The following is a 16527-nucleotide window of genomic DNA, read 5'->3' as shown; positions in this document are numbered from 1 at the left end:
GTATCCGCGATCATCCGGCGGACACACCCAGGAAACAGGAGCGATGTCGCCTACTCCCCCCGAAGCGCCCCAGAACTCCCTGCCGCCGCTGCTGGCGGCGCCGCCCTGGGTCAGGGCGCCCCGCGACCCGGAGCCGGTCGTCCTCAAGGGCCTGAAGGCGCCGTCGGAGCCGACGGCCGTCATCTGGGCGCCCGGCGAGCGGGAGGAGTGGACGGCCAAGGCCCGCCAGGAGTGCCCGCCGCTCGGTGAGACCGACTGGGACGCCCGCGCCGCGGCCTTCGCCGACGGAACAGCCCGGTCCGAGCAGCTCCGCCGCCGCAGGGCACTGGTGGCCGACCTCCTGCTGTACGGCCCCGAGGAGCACGGCCGGACCCTGCTCGCGGACGACCGTTACCGCGACGACCTCACCGGCACGTTCGTCCTGCGCGGCGTCGTCGCCCGCTACGAGCTCGCCGCGCTCCCCCTGGCCCTGTACCGGGACAACCAGTGGGCGGTGAGCCCCTTCCTCGACGCCCAGATCGCGCAGTACCTCCTCAAGCACAAGGACAACTCCTTCAGCCACCCCGCGAAGGACTGGTTCGTCAAGCACGGCCCGGCCGCCATCGCCCTGATCGTCCCCGACGCGCTGCGCCGCCCCGGCCCCAAGCGCGCGCGGGCAGAGGCGCACATCCGCGCCGTGGCGGACGCGCACGGCGGCGCGGCCGTGCTGGAGGCCGTTCGCCCCTACGGCGAGGAGGCGGAGCGGGCCATCGCCGCGCTGGGCATCGACCCGCTCGACCGGTACCCCGTCCTGCTGCCCGAGATCGGTTTCGACCTCGCCGCGCTCCCGCCCGTCCTGCTGCGCGGCCGGGAGCACCGGCTGCCGGAGTCGGCCGTCCGCCACCTGGTGACGATGCTGCTCATCTCGACGCCCGCCGAGCCGTACGCCGGTGTCGAGCCGTCCGTCGAGGCGTGCGACCCCGGCTCCCTGGCCGAGTTCGCCTGGGCGCTGTACCGGGCCGAGGACACCCGCCCGCGCTGGGCGTCGCCCGGCGTCGAGTACGCGCTGGGCCGCCTGGGCGACGACGGGACCGCCGCCCGCCTGGGCCCGGTCGTGGCCCGCTGGGAGAAGTCCACGTCCTGGTACAACGGCGGCGTGAGCGCCCTGAACGTGTTCACCTCGATCGGGACGGACGGCGCGCTCCGCCAGTTGCACCTGCTGGCACAGGGGGCGAAGGACAAGAAGCGCATCCGCGCCTACGCCAAGTCCGCCCTTGCCCGCATCGCCCGCGACCGGGGGCTGAGCGACGAGCAGCTCGCCGACCGGCTCGTCCCGGACCTGGGCCTGGACGCCGACGGCGGCTTGACCCTCGACTACGGTCCCCGCCGCTTCGCCGTCGGCTTCGACGAGCACCTCAAGCCCTATGTCGCGGACGAGGACGGCAAGCGCCGCAAGGCCCTCCCCAAGCCCGGCGCCAAGGACGACGCCGACCTCGCGCCCGCCGCCCACCGGCGCTTCGCCGAGCTGAAGAAGGAGGTCCGGGCCGTCGCCGCCGACCAGGTCAGGCGCCTCGAATCGGCGATGGTCGCCGGCCGCCGCTGGGAGCCCGAGGAGTTCCGGACCGTCCTGCTCGACCACCCCTTCCTCTGGCACATCGCCCGGCGGCTCGTCTGGAAGTCCGGCCCCACCGCGTTCCGCGTCGCCGAGGACCGCAGCCTCGCCGACGTCAACGACGACGCCTTCACCATCACCGCGCCCGTCGACCTGCCGCACCCCCTGCGCCTGGACGCCCTGGACGCCTGGTCGGAGATCTTCGCCGACTACGAGATCCTCCAGCCGTTCCCGCAGCTCGGACGCGCCGTCCACACCCTCACCGACAAGGAGCGGGACGCGACGCGCCTGGAACGTTTCGAGGGCGGCACCGTCCACTTCGGCCGCATCCTCGGCCTCGCCGACCGCGGCTGGACGCTGGGCGGCAAGGAGACCGGCGGGTTCCGCCGCCACGTCTCCCTGAAGCTCGCGGAGGAGCGCCACCTGGTGATCGACCTGGAGCCCGGCGTCCGCGTGATCTCCCCCGAGGAGTTCGCCGACCAGGAACTCCGCCGCGTGACGCTCGCCACGACCTCCTACGGCAGCGGCGAACGCCCCTTCGGCGACCTGGACCCCGTCACGGCGTCCGAGATCCTCGCCACCCTGACCACCCTCACCGCCCGCTGAGCCTGGCGGCGTCCAGCCACACCCGCCGGCCCTCCGGCGTCACCGTCATCGTCCCCGATACCCGTACCGCGCACTCACCGGCACCGTCGTCCTTTCCGGTCCGGGGCGCGGCGGCGGGACGGGAGGGCCGTCCCGCCGCTCTCGACCGCAGGGCTGTCCGCGGCCGGGGCCTCCTGGGTCCATACGGAGGTCGGGTGGAGCTGGCGGGACCCGATCAGCAGCAACCACCACGTCCAAGGCCCGACCCTGGGGTCCTCCCGAGGATCGGGCACGCGAAGCGGCATTTCAGGAACTCCTCCGGTGACGGTGACGCGGCGGGGCCGCGAAGTGGGGCATCTGGGCTGGAGAAGGGTGGTCCGATCGGGAAGCCGCTCCGCTGCGGGTCGTGGCCATGCCGTCCATGAGGTGTTGGACGTGTCCGGCCAGGTCGTCCTCACTTCTGGCCTCGATCAGCAGATAACCCAGCCGGGACCAGGGCCAGGGAAGCAGCGCCCAATAATGTCCGGTGGTATTGCCTCGCCAGTGCGACACCCCGAGCGGGAAACGCGGCGCGGGAACGCCGGTCATGGCGGGCACACCAGAGCGTCGGCGACGTGTCGGACCGCGCCGTCCACGTCCGTGATCGGCCCGATGTCGTCGCCCAGCCCCCAGCGGAACCTGCCGTTCCTGCAGGTGATCAGAAATTGGCGCTCGTTCCGCCCGGTGACGATCAGGTTCGTGGCGTAGGTGCGGACGGCGATACCGCGCGCGACCAGCCCGTCCGACAAGGCGCGCAGGGCCTCCTCGCGCCCGCTCACTGCCCGGCCTCCTCGGCGCGGGCAGCCTCCCGCAACTTGAGGCGCAGCCCGTCAGCCGTGTCGGCGTCGAAGGTGGAGCCCTCGACCCGCGACAGATCCTCACTGACCAGCGTCACCCGCGTCGCCCACCAACGCCCGGTATCGGTAGTGCGGATGATCGACCACCCAGGAAACTCCCCCCGCAGTGCGGCCTTTTGCGCCAACACATCACGACTTAAGGCGGCCTTGGACTCGTTGAGTGATCGATCGTGTTCCATGAGTCACAGAATGCGGGTTGTGAAAACCGGCACTGTTCCGACTCAGAACATCCCGCGGTTGCGGATCGAGCCGCCATTCCCTAGCCGACTACCCGGGCATGGAGGCGACGCAGCGGCTCTGGCAGAGTGCGCCGTACGTCCACCAGATGTGCCACCACCGTGTGAGCAGTCGGGTGGTAGTGCGTCATCAGTGGCGCGTTCCGCTCGGCGAACGACAGCCGCCGCAACGCCCGGTCATAGGCGCCCGCCTCGGTGAGTGCTCGCGCCATGTCGATCTCATGATGCGTCCGCCGTTCGAGCGGCAGGGCCGACAGCGTCCGCTCACCGATCCGCTCGTCCCGTCGTACGGCCTCGTCCATGTCGCCGAGCTCGACCGCGACGGCCGCACCGTGTACGGCCGCGTTCGCCGCGGTCACCTCCTGCCCGTACACCGCGGTCACCTGGCCCGCGGCATGGATCATGTCGGTCACCCGCCCGTGGTAGTCCCACGCCCGCGTCGCGTCACCCGCCCGGGCGGCGATGACGGCCGAACGCAGTCCCAGCGCGCCTTGTACCTCGCCCGCGTCCGGACGGCCGGTCACCACCTCGGCGGAGGCCCGATCGAGAAGACGCAGTGCGGGTAGCGACTGGTTCATGCCGGTCAGCACCAGGGCCCGCAGCAGCGGTTCGAGCAGGCGGAGATTCGGTTCACCGCTACGCCGCGCCGCCGCGGCCTCACGTTCGAGCAGCGCGAGGCAGTCTCCGCTGTAACCGAGTCTGCGTGTCAGGCTCGCGGCCAGGTAGAGGGCCCTGCTCAGCAACCCCCATGCTCGCGGGTCGTCACCGTCATGAGCCCACCAGGACAGTTCTTCCAAGACCGATGGGAGCCGCGTCCCGGCCTTCGACAGCTTCGCGTCGTTCAGCAGGCGCCGGACGGTGGCGGTCTCGGCCGCCAGCACATCGAGGGAACGCGACGACCCGCGCAGGTCAGGGCCCACATCACCCAACGCGATGGCCCGGCGCAGTTCCGGGATCACCGCATGAAGCCGGTCATCGCGACCATGTGCCTGGTAGGGCTGCCCGTAGAGCTCAGCGGGGTCGACGTTAAGGGCCGCAGCCACCGAGGCGACGAACGCCGGGGTGGCGACTTTCCGGCCAGCCTCCACCCCGGCGATGTGGGAGCGGGAGTACGTCGCTCGTTCGGCTAGACCGATCTGGGTGAGGCCGCGACGTTTGCGCGCACGAGCCAGCCGCGTTCCGACGGTGCTGGGAGTGTCGTCAGACATGGCCCTGCCCTTCCGCGAAGCGTCGACGACTTCACAGTAGGCGTGGGGCCGTCTCCATGTCAGGCGCCGACCACGTTCTGCCTGCGCCTGGCTGACGGGCCGCCGGATCCAGCACGCCGCCGCGCTATCCCTCCAGACCCACCCGTCCGCGCTATCCCGGGAACTGCGGGCCGCCATCGGGGCTACGCGCCAGGAGCTTGCGTCTCCTCGTCCATCCATTCCAGGTACGACGGCCCGCGCCACACTCGAAGCCGTTCGTGTTGCCCGGTCGCGGGCTTGTTCAGCCGAGCGCGAGCGGGATCCTCGCGGCCAGCCCGCCCAGGGCGGCCCTGTCGGCGTCCGTCGGGGGACGGCGCCCGGTCACGACCAGCAGGGCGTCGGCGTCGGAGAAGGACGCCGGGACCGGCGTCCCGATGATCTTCTCCAGGGAGGCGCGGGCGGCCGCGAGGGTCTCGGCGGGCGGTTCGGCGGCGGACGGCAGGTGCGCGATCAGGTCGAGGTGGTGCAACGTCCATTCCATGACGTACGCGGCCAGGAAGTCGCCCACGGTCAGGACCTTGTCCTGGGTGCTGACACGGGCGTTCGCGTCCGCGAGTTCGGCGGCGCGGCCGGCGGCGGAGCCGACGTCGTCGAAGTGGAACTTCAGCCACCTCGGCTCGCCGTACGCGGCGGCCAGCCGGGGGATCAGGGCGTCGAGCGGGTCCTCGCCGGTCGGCGGCTCGACGAGGTCCCAGTAGGTGGCCGAGTCCACGGTCGGTTCGGACTCCGAGGGCGTGACCAGCGTGATCAGGACGTCCTGGGCGTCGATGACCAGATGGCACACCAGGTCCCGGACGAGCCAGCCCGCGCAGCCGGACGGCCGCTCCCAGTCCTGGCCGGAGAGTTCGTCGACCGCCGCGCGCAACGCCGTCCACGAGCGTGAGAAGAGATCCACTTCCGCAAGCTAACGCCGTACAGGAGCGATGGACAAGCCGATTCGCGGAGCGGCCGGGGCCGCCCCGCGCCCAGGGGTTCCGTCCTAGTCGGCGCTCGCTACGGCGAGGGAACGGAGGCGGTGGACGGCCAGGAACGTGCCGGCCAGGGCCACCGCCACCAGGAGCGGAATGGCGACCGGGAGGTCCACGGACGACTTCACCGGGCTGGCCGAGGTGAGGGCGTCGGTGACGGACAGGGCCCACTGCTGGATGGACGCCGACTTCGCGCCGGGGGCGAAGTTGCCGAGGAGGCTCTCCCACACCAGGGCGTACAGGAGGCCGATCGTGACGGCGTTGCGGCTGGCCACCGCGAGGGCCACGAACACGGCGCTGTAGGTGACGCCGCCCACGAGGACGCCGACGGTGAAGGCCGGTGTCATCTGCGCGGTCGTCCCCGTCAGGATCAGGCCCGCCAGCAGCGTCGGCACCACCGCGAAGGCGGTCACCAGGACGATCGCCACCGCGAGCTTGGTGAGGACGACGACCTGGCGCGGGATGGGCTTGGTCAGCACGTACATGATCTGGCCGTCGTCGATCTCCGGGCCGATCACGCCGGTGCCGGCGATGAGGGCCAGCAGCGGCAGCAGCGTCGCCAGGCCGAACTTCTGGAGGACGTCCGCGGAGATGTCGAGGTCGTCGTTGCCGGTGTAGCGCAGGACGGCCGCGAGGACGAGCAGCACCAGCGGCAGCGCCAGCAGGAGCAGCGCCCGGCGGCGGCCGAGCATCGCCCGGAACGTGATCATGGCAATGGTCGGGTTCATCGGGCCACCAGGTAGGAGAAGACGCTTTCCAGGGACTCGTCCGCCGGGGAGACCTCCCAGAGCCGCACCTGCGCCTCGCGGGAGATCCGCGGGAGGAGCCAGGTGAAGCGCTGGAAGTCGACCGCCTCGATCTGCAGGCCCTTGTCGGTGAGCTGGACGCTGCTGGCCGAGCCGTCGGCGATGATCGAGGCGGCGAGGCGGCGGTCGTCGGACGAGCGGACGAGGAAGATGTGCGGCCGGTCCGTCATCAGCCTGCGGATCTTGCGGAAGTCGCCGGACGCGGCGTGCCGGCCGGCCACGATGACCTCGATGTGGCTGGCGAGCCGCTCGACCTCCTCCAGGATGTGCGAGCTGAACAGGATGGTGCGGCCCTCGGCGGCCATCCGGCGGATGAGGTCCATGAGCTGGAGCCGCTGCCGGGGGTCCATGCCGTTGAACGGCTCGTCCAGCAGGAGGACGGGCGGGTCGTGGACCAGCGCGGACGCCATCTTGATGCGTTGCTTCATGCCCTTGGAGTAGGTGCCGATCGTGCGTCCGGCGGCGTAGCCCATCTCGACCTGCGCGATGGCGCGCCGCGCGCAGGCCTCCGGGTCGGCCAGCCTGTGGAGCTTGGCCATCGCGAGGATGAACTGCTCGCCGGTGAGGAAGTCGTAGGCCGACTCCCGCTCGGGCACGAGCCCGAGGCCGCGGTAGACGCCGGGGTTCTGCCAGATCGGCTCGCCGTCCAGCGTGACCGTCCCGGACGAGGGGGCGAGGAAGCCGCCCATCATGTGGATCAGCGTGGACTTGCCGGCGCCGTTCGGGCCGAGCAGCCCGGTGACGCCGGGGCCGACCGTCATGGAGATCCCGTTGACGGCGACGACGTTGCCGTACCAGCGGGACACGCCGTCCAGCCTCAGCTCGCTCATGACAGGCCCGCCTTCCGGAACCGGCGGTACAGGACCGCGACCGCGCCGAGGACGATGACGGCGCACAGCGCGAGCGCGATCGCGCCGCCCGCCACGCCGGGCGCCACCTGCACCGACGACTTCTCCGCGCCGAGCAGCCTCACCTGCACGGCGTCGACCAGGTTGAACGGGGCGAGCAGCCCGACCCAGCCGGACAGCGTGAAGTCGGTCTGCTCCTCGGCGATGCCCTGCACGATCAGGACGAACGTGCTGCTCAGCATGTAGACGGCGATGACGGCGGCGACGCCGAAGCCGCGCCGGGGCGTGAACGCCGCGACCACCATCCCGATGGCGCCGAGGACGAGCGCGAACAGCACGCAGCCGACCAGGGCGCCGAGGTAGCGGCCCAGCTGGTCCGCCGAGTCGGGGACCTTGGTCACCAGCCCGCCGACGTACAGGACGGTGACGGGCACCGCCATGAGCGCGAACAGCGCGGTGGTCATGGCCACGACCTTGGCCAGCACGAAGTCCAGGTGGCCGACGGGGCGCGAGAAGTACAGCGGGACGACGTGGAAGCGCAGCTCCCGCGAGGCCAGCACCGGCGCCTGCGTCGCCAGGAAGATCGCGATGATCACCTGGAGGAGCGGCGCGTAGGAGGAGTAACGCATGAGCGCGTCCTCCTGCTTGGTGACGGCGAAGACCGCGACCGACCCCGCGGCGGGCAGCAGCATGATCGCCGCGAGGAGGAACGGCATGACCTTGGCGCGGGCGGGACGGCCGAGGCCGTACGCGGCGCGCAGGTTGTGCACGAACAGCGACCGCAGCACGTACGCGCGGCCGTTGCGGCGGCCGTCGTAGTGCCGGTAGCCGATGTCGTGGATCGTGCTGGTGCTCATCGGGGCGCTCCCTGCGGGACGTTCCCTGCGGGCGCCCGCCGCTCGGGCGGCGCCTCCTGGAAGACCTCTTCGATGTGGTGGCGGCGCTGCTCCATCCGGATCAGCCGCAGGCCGAGGTCGGCGACGCCGTCGCGGACGAGGTCGTAGGTCGTCTCCCCGGCGATGTCGACGATGAGGAACCGTCCCTCGGGGTGGACGGCGACGCCCTGGGCGTGCAGGTGCCGGCCGAGGTCGTCGCGCCCCTCGTCCACCTCGACGGTGAGCACGCCGCTCTCGGTGGTGTACGCCTCGACGGCCTGGGACCGCAGCAGCCTCCCGCCGTCGATGATGACGACGTGGTCGCAGACGCGCTCCAGCTCCCCCAGCAGGTGCGACGTGACCAGGACGCTGATCCCGAACTCGGCGCCGATCCGGCGGATGAGGTCGAGCATCTCGTCGCGCCCGGCCGGGTCGAGGCCGTTGGTGGGCTCGTCCAGGAACACGAGCTTCGGGTCGTGGACGAGGGCCTGCGCCAGCTTCACGCGCTGCCGCATCCCGGTGGAGTAGCCGCCGATGGGACGGTAGCGCTCCTCGTACAGCCCGACGTGGCGGAGCGTGTCGGCCGCGCGCTCGCGGGCGGCGGTGGGGGGCAGCCCGCACATGCGGGCCATGTGGACGACGAACTCGGTCGCGGACACGTCGGGCGGCAGGCACTCGTACTCCGGCATGAACCCGACGCTCTCGCGGATCCGGACGCCCTCGCGGGCGATGTCCATGCCCAGCACGGTCGCCGTCCCGGCGCTCGGCGGCTGGAGGCCCAGCAGGATCTTGATGAGCGTCGACTTGCCGGCGCCGTTGGCGCCCACGAGCCCGACGACCCCGGGTTCGACGGCCACCGAGAGGTCGTCCAGGGCGGTCACCCGGGGGAACCTCATCGTCAGCCCCTGGGTGGCGATGATCGGCATAGTCCGAACCTAGTGCCTGGTCCCGCCGTCGGCGTCCCCCTCAGGTGCTATGCGCGCACAGCCTCATGGCCGATTTTCCATCGACCTAAGTTCCCTGTCCCGCTGCCCTCCGGCCCTTCCGGCGGAGCACGAGCGCCCACATCGCGCGCTGGACGAGCAGCGTCGCCGTCCCCGCGATGATCATCCCGGCGAAGTTCAGGGCCAGCTGGAGCAGGGAGCCGTTGATCTCGCTGCCGTGCTCGAGCGCGAGCGCGACCGCGAGGTTGCCCGCGGCGGGCACGGTGGTGACGGAGATGAACACCCCGACCAGCGCGGACGACTTCCCGGCCGTCAGCGACAGCACCCCGGCGGCGCCCGCCAGCAGAGCGACGATGAACGACCAGCGGTCCGGGCTGTAGATGAACGCGGTCAGCGGCCGCTCGTCCGGCAGCCGCGACATCTCGATCACCCCGGTCCAGTGACTCACCAGGGCGCACACATAGGTGATCACGATGGCGATGAGGAATCCGGCGGCCAGCGTCCGCACCGCCTGGGCGATCCGCCACGGCTGCCGGCGCGTCAGCCCGTAGCAGATGGCCGCGACGGCGGCGAACTCCGGGCCGAGCACCATCGCGCCGACCACCAGGACCGGCGAGTCGATCAGAGCGGCGATGCCGGCCAGCTGCGTCGCCAGTGCCAGGAACGCCACGAACGACCACGTCAGCGCCGTTCCCTCGGTGACCTGCCGGTCGAGGTCCGCCCAGACGACGGCGTCGTCGCCGTGCCCGGGGGCCCGTCTCTCGGCGAGGTCCGCGGTCTCCGACAGCGGCAGGTCGATCTTCTCGACCGCGATGGAGCCGTCCCGCTCCAGCCCGAGGTCCCGCAGCCCCGCGAGCACCTCGTTGGCGGCCTCCCGGGCGATGTCGCTGGTCACCAGGTCGCCGCGCGGCGAGCGCGCCGCGCCGGGGACGACGACGATGTTCGTCGCGCCTCGGCTGTCGCCGAGCAACGCGCAGACGGCTTCGGTCCGGTCGGCCGGAACGATCACTCTGAGGTGCAACACGCCGTACATCGTGCCGCATGGGCCGCGGGCACGCCGCACGGAACCCCAGGTCGTACAGTGTGATCGTTTAACTCCGGCGAAGACGGCGAAACCCCGCACAAACCCCGGGTGGTGACGCAATGACGTGGCGCAACCGCGTGGCGGCGGCCGTACTGGCACTGGCCGTCCCCCTGGCCACCGGCTGTGAAGGCAGTGTGGGCCTGTCGGACACCGGCTCCCCGAAGGAGCCCGGCTCCCGTCCCGCCGCGGGCGAGCAGGGACGGGCCCGCAAGGACCTCTCCGGGCTCCGCGTCGCGGACGAGGGCAGCGGCGGCGGCTACCGGCGCGACGAATTCGGCACGCGCTGGAAGGACACCGACCACAACGGCTGCGACCAGCGCAACGACGTCCTCGCCCGCGACCTGACCGGCGTCGCGAAGAAGGGGCGGTGCGTCGTCACGTCCGGCCGCCTGCACGACCCCTACAGCGGCAAGGACATCACCTTCGCCAAGTCCGACGCCGCCGAGGTCCAGATCGACCACGTGTACCCGCTCGCCCTCGCCTGGCGCATGGGCGCCTCACGCTGGGACGAGGACCGCCGCGAGCGCTTCGCCAACGACCACGCCAACCTGCTCGCCGTCTGGGGCGTCCCCAACCGGCAGAAAAGCGACTCGGGGCCCGGCGAGTGGAAACCGCAGAAGGGCTTTCAGTGCGCCTACGCGGTCAAGTACGTCGCGGTCGCCAAGAAGTACGAGCTGCCCGTGACCCGCGCCGACCACGACGCCCTGCAGGACTTCCTCGGACGCTGCTGAGCCGCCCGCGCGCCGCCCGGGCTCCCCGCGTCCGGGCGGGAGCGCGGCCCCCATATGCTCGACGCATGAGCAAGGAATCCCACGAGCGGTCACCCAACGGCGAGGTCACCGGCACCAGGAACGAGCGCCCCCGCGTCCGCGACGGACGCGCCGTCGGCGCCCGCGCCACGGGCGCCGAGGTCACCGGCGCGTCCGCGACCGGCCTCACCCTGCGCTTCGGCAACGGCCTCGGCTCCCTCGCCCTCGGCGCGATGGCCCTCGGCGCCCTCACCGTCGGCGCCGTCGGCATCGGGAAGCTCGTGGTCAAACGCGCCGTCATCGAGCACCTCAAGGCCGGCACGGTCGAGATCAAGCACCTCAAGGTGGGCCGCCTGGACATCGACGACGCAGGCTGAGCCGATGCGATCCCGGCCCAAGGGACCCGCCTGGCGGCTCGCCCCTTGACCGTGCCCGGGTAGACGCGACACCGCTTCGCGATCAGCCCGGCGGGACCCGCCTCCGGCTTCGTCCCGCCGGGCCGGTAGCGCACTCGGGTGACGGCCTCAGGTCGCCGCCCGTCAGCCCAGGGCCGCCTGGACGACGCCCACCAGGTGCTCGGCCACCGACTGGGCGCGGTCGTGCGACTCCGCCTCCACCATCACCCGCACCATCGGCTCGGTGCCGCTCGGCCGGATCAGCACCCGGCCCGTGTCGCCCAGATCCGCCTCGGCCGCCGCGACCGCCGCCGCCAGCTCCGGAGAGGTCTTCGCGCGCGCCCTGTCCACGCCCCTGACGTTGATCAGCACCTGCGGCAGCCGGGTCATCACCTTCGCCAGCTCGTCCAGCGGACGGCCCCGCCGCGCCATCGCCGCCAGCAGGTGCAGGCCGGTCAGCACGCCGTCCCCCGTCGTCGCGTGGTCCAGCATGATCACATGGCCGGACTGCTCGCCGCCGAAGCCGAACCCGCCGTCCTTCATCGCCTCCAGCACGTACCGGTCGCCGACCGCGGTCTCCACCACGGTGATCCCGGCCTCCCGCATCGCCAGCTTGAACCCGAGGTTGGACATCACGGTCGCGACCACCGTGTCCGCGGCCAGCGCCCCGGCCTCCCGCAGGTCCAGCGCCAAGATCGCCATGATCTGGTCACCGTCCACGACGTCGCCCGACGCCGTCACCGCCAGGCAGCGGTCGGCGTCGCCGTCGTTCGCGATCCCCGCGTCCGCGCCGTGCTCCCGGACGGCCCGCTGCAACGCCTCCAGATGCGTGGACCCGCACCCGGAGTTGATGTTCAGCCCGTCCGGCGCCGCCCCGATCGTGATCACCTCGGCGCCCGCGCGGCGCAGGGCCTCCGGCGCCACGTCGCTGGACGCGCCGTTCGCGCAGTCCACCACGACGCGCAGCCCGTCCAGCGACACCGGCAGCGTCGTCATCAGGTGCGCCACGTACTGCTCGACGGCGCCGTGCGCCTCCCGGACCCGCCCGACCCCGGCACCCGTCGGCGGCTCCCACTCCGCGCCGAGGCTCGCCTCGATCCGGTCCTCGATCCCGTCCGGCAGCTTGTAGCCGCTCCGGTCGAAGAACTTGATCCCGTTGTCGGGCGCCGGGTTGTGCGACGCCGACAGCATCACGCCGAGATCCGCGTCCAGCGCGTGCGTCAGATACGCGACGGCCGGCGTCGGCAGGACGCCCAGCCGCAGCACCTCCACGCCCGCGCTCGCCAGCCCCGCCACCACGGCGGCCTCCAGGAACTCGCCCGACGCCCGCGGGTCACGCCCGACCACCGCCAGCGGCCGGTGCCCCTTGAACGCCCCCTCCTCGCCCAGCACCCGCGCCGCCGCCACGGACAGGTCCATCGCGAGCCGGGCGGTCAGATCGCGGTTGGCGAGGCCGCGCACGCCATCGGTGCCGAACAGACGACCCACAGTTCAACTCCCCAGAGAGACGAAAAGACCGCGCGGACGCGCCGCGCGGTCAAATCTAACGGGAATGCCAGGCCGGAGCGTCACCCCACGGCCGCACCCGGCCCCCCGGAACGCGCACGAGCCGCCGCGCCCGCCGGAGCGGGTGCGACGGCTCGTACCGACGATCAACGCTTGCTGTACTGCGGCGCCTTGCGCGCCTTCTTGAGACCGGCCTTCTTGCGCTCCGGCACCCGCGCGTCACGGGTGAGGAACCCGGCCTTCTTCAGGGCCGGACGGTGCTCGATGTTCGCGAACTGCAGCGCGCGGGAGATCCCGAGGCGCAGCGCACCGGCCTGGCCGGTGGTGCCACCGCCGTTCACCCGGGCGAGGACGTCGAACTGGCCCTCCAGGCCCAGCAGCACGAACGGCTCGTTCACGATCTGCTGGTGGACCTTATTGGGGAAGTACTGGTCCAGCGTCCGGCCGTTGATCTTCCACTGGCCGGAGCCGGGAACGATGCGGACCCGCGCGATGGCCTGCTTGCGGCGGCCCGTGCCCGCCGCCGGGCCCGTCGCGACCGGCTGGCCGAGCAGGCCCTCGCCCGCCGTCTCAGGGGTCTCGGTGCTGTACTCGGACGGCGTGTCCTCGTACGAGTCGAGCTCGGCGCCCTCGGCGGGCGCCTCCGTGCCGGTGGAATCGTCCACGGTTCTCCTTGGTGTTCTAGCCAGGGCGGCTGACCCGGTCATCGGGTGCCCCGGCGGCCTCTGTCCTCACAACCGCGCGCCGACGGGCGCGCGGGTCACTTCTTGATCTGGCTGACCTGCGAGATCTCGAACGGAACCGGCTTCTGCGCCTGGTGCGGGTGCTCCGGACCGGCGTAGACCTTCACCTTGCCGAACATCTTCCGGCCGAGGGAGTTCTTGGGCAGCATGCCCTTGATCGCCTTCTCGACCGCCCGCTCGGGGTGCTTGGCCAGCAGGTCGCCGTAGGCCACCGAACGCAGACCCCCCGGGTACCCGGAGTGCCGGTAGGCCTTCTTCTGCTCCAGCTTGTTGCCGGACAGCGCCACCTTCCCGGCGTTCACGATGACCACGAAGTCACCGGTGTCGAGGTGCGGCGCGTAGATCGGCTTGTGCTTGCCCCGAAGCAGCTGCGCGACCTGACTGGCGAGACGGCCCAGCACGACATCGGTCGCGTCGATGACGTACCACTGACGCTGGACGTCAGCGGGCTTAGGGGTGTACGTGCGCACGGTCGTAGACCTTCGTTTCTCGTCGACTTCTCAGCGGATATCCTGCTCGCGCCGATCAGAGGTCTGCATCCGACCTGGCGCTCCGGGACGCCGGGACCCGCGCGAACACGCAGAGGCGCACCGGCTCATCGTTGCGAACCGACCCCGCCCGAGCGGGCAGGCGACGGCACACACAACAAACCCGCAGAATACCCAGCCCTAGGCGGCGGGGTCAATTTTCACTGGGGGGGGCGACCCCCATACCCCCCGGCTGCGCAGCACGGGTCTCCTCCACTGCGCTCGCTGCACTCGCTTCGTTGCGGGGACGCGGCGCGCCGGGGATACCCGCTGCGCTCGCTTCGCGTGCCTCCCCGTAACCGGTGGCTGAGCTTCAAACCGTCGGCTGAGGCTCGGCCTGCCGGGGTGCGGCCGACCCGCCCGGGGCCGGTTCTTGCTGGTGGGGGTGGGGGTGGTGAGTTGGATGGGGTGTTGGGGGCGTGCGGTTTTGGGGGGATTCTCAGGATTTTGGCGTTCTGTGGGGATAAGGTGCGGCCGACCGGTCCACGCCGGCTTGTTCCGGCCCGCACCCGGGAGCCCCCGCTGACCTCTCCCCGCAGACCCGGCCCACCCCCCGGACGTCATCAACACGACGGTCGTGGCGCCGCCTTCCACGAGGCCGCTCCCCGCGGCATCGGCCCGCAGGACACCATCGGGCCCCGCTCCCGTCCCGTCCCTCCGCCGGGGCGCGGGCGCTCCGGGGCCAGGACGGTGATCGCCGCCGGGGTGGCGGTCACCGCGGCCTCGCTCGCGATCGGGACGGGGATCGCGCTCGACCGGCTCGTCCTGCCCGAGCTGCGGTCCGAGCCCGCCTCCGTGACCGGGCCGACGGCGGAGCCCCAGGCGGTCGAGTCGTCGGGGCTGCCGGACATCGACACGAGGGCGCCCGCGGACCCCACCGCCAAGCCGGTGCCCACGGCCACCGAGAAGGCGCCGCCGCTGAGGTCGATGCCGGCGCGGGCGCGGCCGTCGGCGCGGCCGTCCCCGACGAAGACGCGGAAGCCCGAGCAGCCGCTGCCCACCGGGCCTGTGGGGGGCGGGTCCGGGCCCGAGGCGACCGTCGTGGCGCTGACCAACTCCGAGCGCGTCAAGGCGGGCTGCAAGGCGCTGCGGCCGGACGCGCGGCTCGCGGCAGCGGCGCGTAAGCACTCGGCCGACATGGCGGCGAACGGCTACTTCGACCACACCTCGCGCAACGGCGACAGCCCCTGGAAGCGGATGGAGGACGCCGGGTATCCGAGCCCCGGCGCGGAGAACATCGCCAAGGGGTACGCGACCGCCGCGGCCGTCGTCGCGGGCTGGATGAAGAGCCCCGGGCACCGCGCCAACATCCTCAACTGCGACCTGCGCGCCATCGGCGTCGGCATGGCCGACGGGGCGGGCGGCCCGTTGTGGACGCAGGACTTCGGCTGGAAGTGACGCACCCCCGGCCCCGGGCCGACCTTTGGCGAACCGGGGACGCCCGGTTCGCCCCCATGTCATGGTGGGTGTTCCGAAGGTCCAGAGCCCTGAACCAGGAACGGTAAGGTCCAAGCCATGGGTTATCCGGGCGATCAAGGCAAGCCCGGCGGCTGGCCACCCGAGCAGCCGCCGCAAGCGGCGTACGGCCCCGGAGGCGACAGGCCGGAGACGTCACCGTACGGCACCGGCGACGACGAGGCCCCCTTCGCCCCGCGTGCGGAGGGGGAGACATCGGGCACCGGCCCGCTCGGCGCGTTCGGCGGCACCGTCGACTCGGGCGCGTGGGAGAGCGGGACGGGAGCGCCGCAGTCCACCGCGCCACCGGACGGGGCCGCCCCCGCGCGGCGCCGCAACCTGCCGCTGATCATCGGCGGCGCGGTCGTGGCGGGCCTGGTGCTCATCGGCGGCGGCGTCGGGCTGTCGTCCATATTGAAGGACGACCCGAAGCCGAAGAGCGCCGCCGCGCCGACGCCGTCCGCCTCCACGGCGCAGACCAAGGTGAGCCCGAGCGTCCCGCCGCTGGAGCCGGTGAAGCTCAAGAGCCGCACGACCGACCCCAAGGCGCTCACCCTGCCCGAGGTGTTCGGCAAGTCGTCCTTCAAGGCCGGCAAGCAGAAGTACGTGCGGACGGCCGTCAACGCCAAGAAGGGCTGCACCGGCGTCGTCGGCGGCACGACGCTGACCTCGACCCTCAAGAAGGGCGGTTGCGCGCAGGCCCTGCGCGCCACCTACGCGCTCAGCACGGGCAAGCTCATCGGCACCGTCGGCGTCCTGAACCTCAGGACCGAGGCCGCCGCCAAGCAGGCCGTGAAGGCCGCCGGGAACAAGGACGCCTTCCTCCAGGCCCTGCCGGGCACAGGCGTCTCCAAGACCAACGGCAAGGGTGAGGCGCTCGGCACGTCCGAGGCGTTCGGCCACTACGTCATCATGACGTGGGTGCAGCGGCCGGACGGCAAGAGGATCGCCAGCCGGTACCACTCCGTCGTCCGCGTCTTCGGCACCCAGCTCGTCAAGGGCAGCGGCCTGTCACTGGCCCTGCACTACAGGGAAACCGAAGGCAAGCCCCTCCAGAAGTGACCGCTTTGAA

At 72.0% G+C, this 16527-nt stretch carries 17 protein-coding genes; 5 read left to right on the top strand and 12 right to left on the bottom strand.

Annotated features, from left to right (window positions below; translation table 11 throughout):
• The first annotated feature begins 43 nt into the window (after positions 1 to 43).
• Entirely contained in the window at positions 44 to 2197 is a 2154-nt protein-coding gene (locus tag AGRA3207_RS24725) for a DUF4132 domain-containing protein (protein WP_231329397.1), read from the top strand.
• Between the two features lie 563 nt (positions 2198 to 2760).
• Here the strand turns inward: AGRA3207_RS24725 and AGRA3207_RS24720 are convergent.
• The 9 genes from AGRA3207_RS24720 to AGRA3207_RS24680 form a co-directional block, all read right to left on the bottom strand.
• The gene (locus tag AGRA3207_RS24720) at positions 2761 to 2994 is read right to left on the bottom strand and encodes a hypothetical protein (protein WP_231329396.1); all 234 of its coding nucleotides are present in this window, start codon (positions 2992 to 2994) and stop codon (positions 2761 to 2763) included.
• A complete protein-coding gene (locus tag AGRA3207_RS24715; RefSeq protein WP_231329395.1) occupies positions 2991 to 3251 on the bottom strand; it encodes a hypothetical protein in 261 nt (86 codons plus the stop codon). Before AGRA3207_RS24715 ends, AGRA3207_RS24720 begins: the two co-directional genes overlap by 4 nt.
• Before the next feature lie 80 nt (positions 3252 to 3331).
• Positions 3332 to 4516, bottom strand: coding sequence for a helix-turn-helix domain-containing protein (locus AGRA3207_RS24710; RefSeq protein ID WP_231329394.1), 1185 nt, complete (start codon positions 4514 to 4516; stop codon positions 3332 to 3334).
• Between the two features lie 280 nt (positions 4517 to 4796).
• On the bottom strand, positions 4797 to 5450 hold the full coding sequence (locus AGRA3207_RS24705) for a maleylpyruvate isomerase N-terminal domain-containing protein (RefSeq protein ID WP_231329393.1): 654 nt from the start codon (positions 5448 to 5450) through the stop codon (positions 4797 to 4799).
• Between the two features lie 84 nt (positions 5451 to 5534).
• Positions 5535 to 6251, bottom strand: a complete 717-nt coding sequence (locus AGRA3207_RS24700) for an ABC transporter permease (RefSeq protein ID WP_231329392.1) — start codon at positions 6249 to 6251, stop codon at positions 5535 to 5537.
• Positions 6248 to 7159: an ABC transporter ATP-binding protein gene (locus AGRA3207_RS24695; RefSeq protein WP_231329391.1), complete on the bottom strand. Its 912-nt coding sequence runs from the start codon at positions 7157 to 7159 to the stop codon at positions 6248 to 6250. The genes AGRA3207_RS24700 and AGRA3207_RS24695 overlap by 4 nt, the downstream gene beginning before the upstream one ends.
• A complete protein-coding gene (locus AGRA3207_RS24690; protein WP_231329390.1) occupies positions 7156 to 8034 on the bottom strand; it encodes an ABC transporter permease in 879 nt (292 codons plus the stop codon). The genes AGRA3207_RS24695 and AGRA3207_RS24690 overlap by 4 nt, the downstream gene beginning before the upstream one ends.
• The gene (locus AGRA3207_RS24685; protein WP_231329389.1) at positions 8031 to 8978 is read right to left on the bottom strand and encodes an ABC transporter ATP-binding protein; all 948 of its coding nucleotides are present in this window, start codon (positions 8976 to 8978) and stop codon (positions 8031 to 8033) included. The genes AGRA3207_RS24690 and AGRA3207_RS24685 overlap by 4 nt, the downstream gene beginning before the upstream one ends.
• An 85-nt stretch (positions 8979 to 9063) precedes the next feature.
• Positions 9064 to 10020, bottom strand: coding sequence for a DUF389 domain-containing protein (locus tag AGRA3207_RS24680; RefSeq protein WP_231329388.1), 957 nt, complete (start codon positions 10018 to 10020; stop codon positions 9064 to 9066).
• Positions 10021 to 10139: 119 nt separating this feature from the next.
• On the opposite strand from AGRA3207_RS24680, the gene AGRA3207_RS24675 reads away from it, so the two are divergent.
• A complete protein-coding gene (locus AGRA3207_RS24675; protein WP_231329387.1) occupies positions 10140 to 10811 on the top strand; it encodes an HNH endonuclease family protein in 672 nt (223 codons plus the stop codon).
• A gap of 65 nt (positions 10812 to 10876) precedes the next feature.
• The gene (locus AGRA3207_RS24670; RefSeq protein ID WP_231329386.1) at positions 10877 to 11206 is read left to right on the top strand and encodes a hypothetical protein; all 330 of its coding nucleotides are present in this window, start codon (positions 10877 to 10879) and stop codon (positions 11204 to 11206) included.
• A gap of 162 nt (positions 11207 to 11368) precedes the next feature.
• On the opposite strand, the gene glmM is transcribed toward AGRA3207_RS24670, so the two are convergent.
• The 3 genes from glmM to rplM form a co-directional block, all read right to left on the bottom strand.
• Complete coding sequence (gene glmM / locus AGRA3207_RS24665) at positions 11369 to 12712, bottom strand: phosphoglucosamine mutase (RefSeq protein WP_231329385.1); 1344 nt, start codon at positions 12710 to 12712, stop codon at positions 11369 to 11371.
• Between the two features lie 164 nt (positions 12713 to 12876).
• Positions 12877 to 13395: a 30S ribosomal protein S9 gene (rpsI, locus tag AGRA3207_RS24660; protein WP_231329384.1), complete on the bottom strand. Its 519-nt coding sequence runs from the start codon at positions 13393 to 13395 to the stop codon at positions 12877 to 12879.
• A 95-nt stretch (positions 13396 to 13490) separates the two neighbouring features.
• A complete protein-coding gene (gene rplM / locus AGRA3207_RS24655; protein ID WP_231329383.1) occupies positions 13491 to 13943 on the bottom strand; it encodes a 50S ribosomal protein L13 in 453 nt (150 codons plus the stop codon).
• Positions 13944 to 14690: 747 nt separating this feature from the next.
• On the opposite strand from rplM, the gene AGRA3207_RS24650 reads away from it, so the two are divergent.
• Positions 14691 to 15398 carry a CAP domain-containing protein gene (locus tag AGRA3207_RS24650; protein ID WP_231329382.1) on the top strand — a complete coding sequence of 236 codons (708 nt, stop codon included), beginning with the start codon at positions 14691 to 14693 and terminating at the stop codon, positions 15396 to 15398.
• 117 nt (positions 15399 to 15515) lie between these two features.
• Entirely contained in the window at positions 15516 to 16517 is a 1002-nt protein-coding gene (locus AGRA3207_RS24645) for a hypothetical protein (RefSeq protein WP_231329381.1), read from the top strand.
• Positions 16518 to 16527: the final 10 nt, after the last annotated feature.

Source organism: Actinomadura graeca (assembly GCF_019175365.1).
Taxonomy (GTDB): Bacteria; Actinomycetota; Actinomycetes; order Streptosporangiales; family Streptosporangiaceae; genus Spirillospora; species Spirillospora graeca.
Note: the sequence above shows the minus strand (reverse complement) of the source record. Positions and strands in the feature narration are given on the sequence as shown.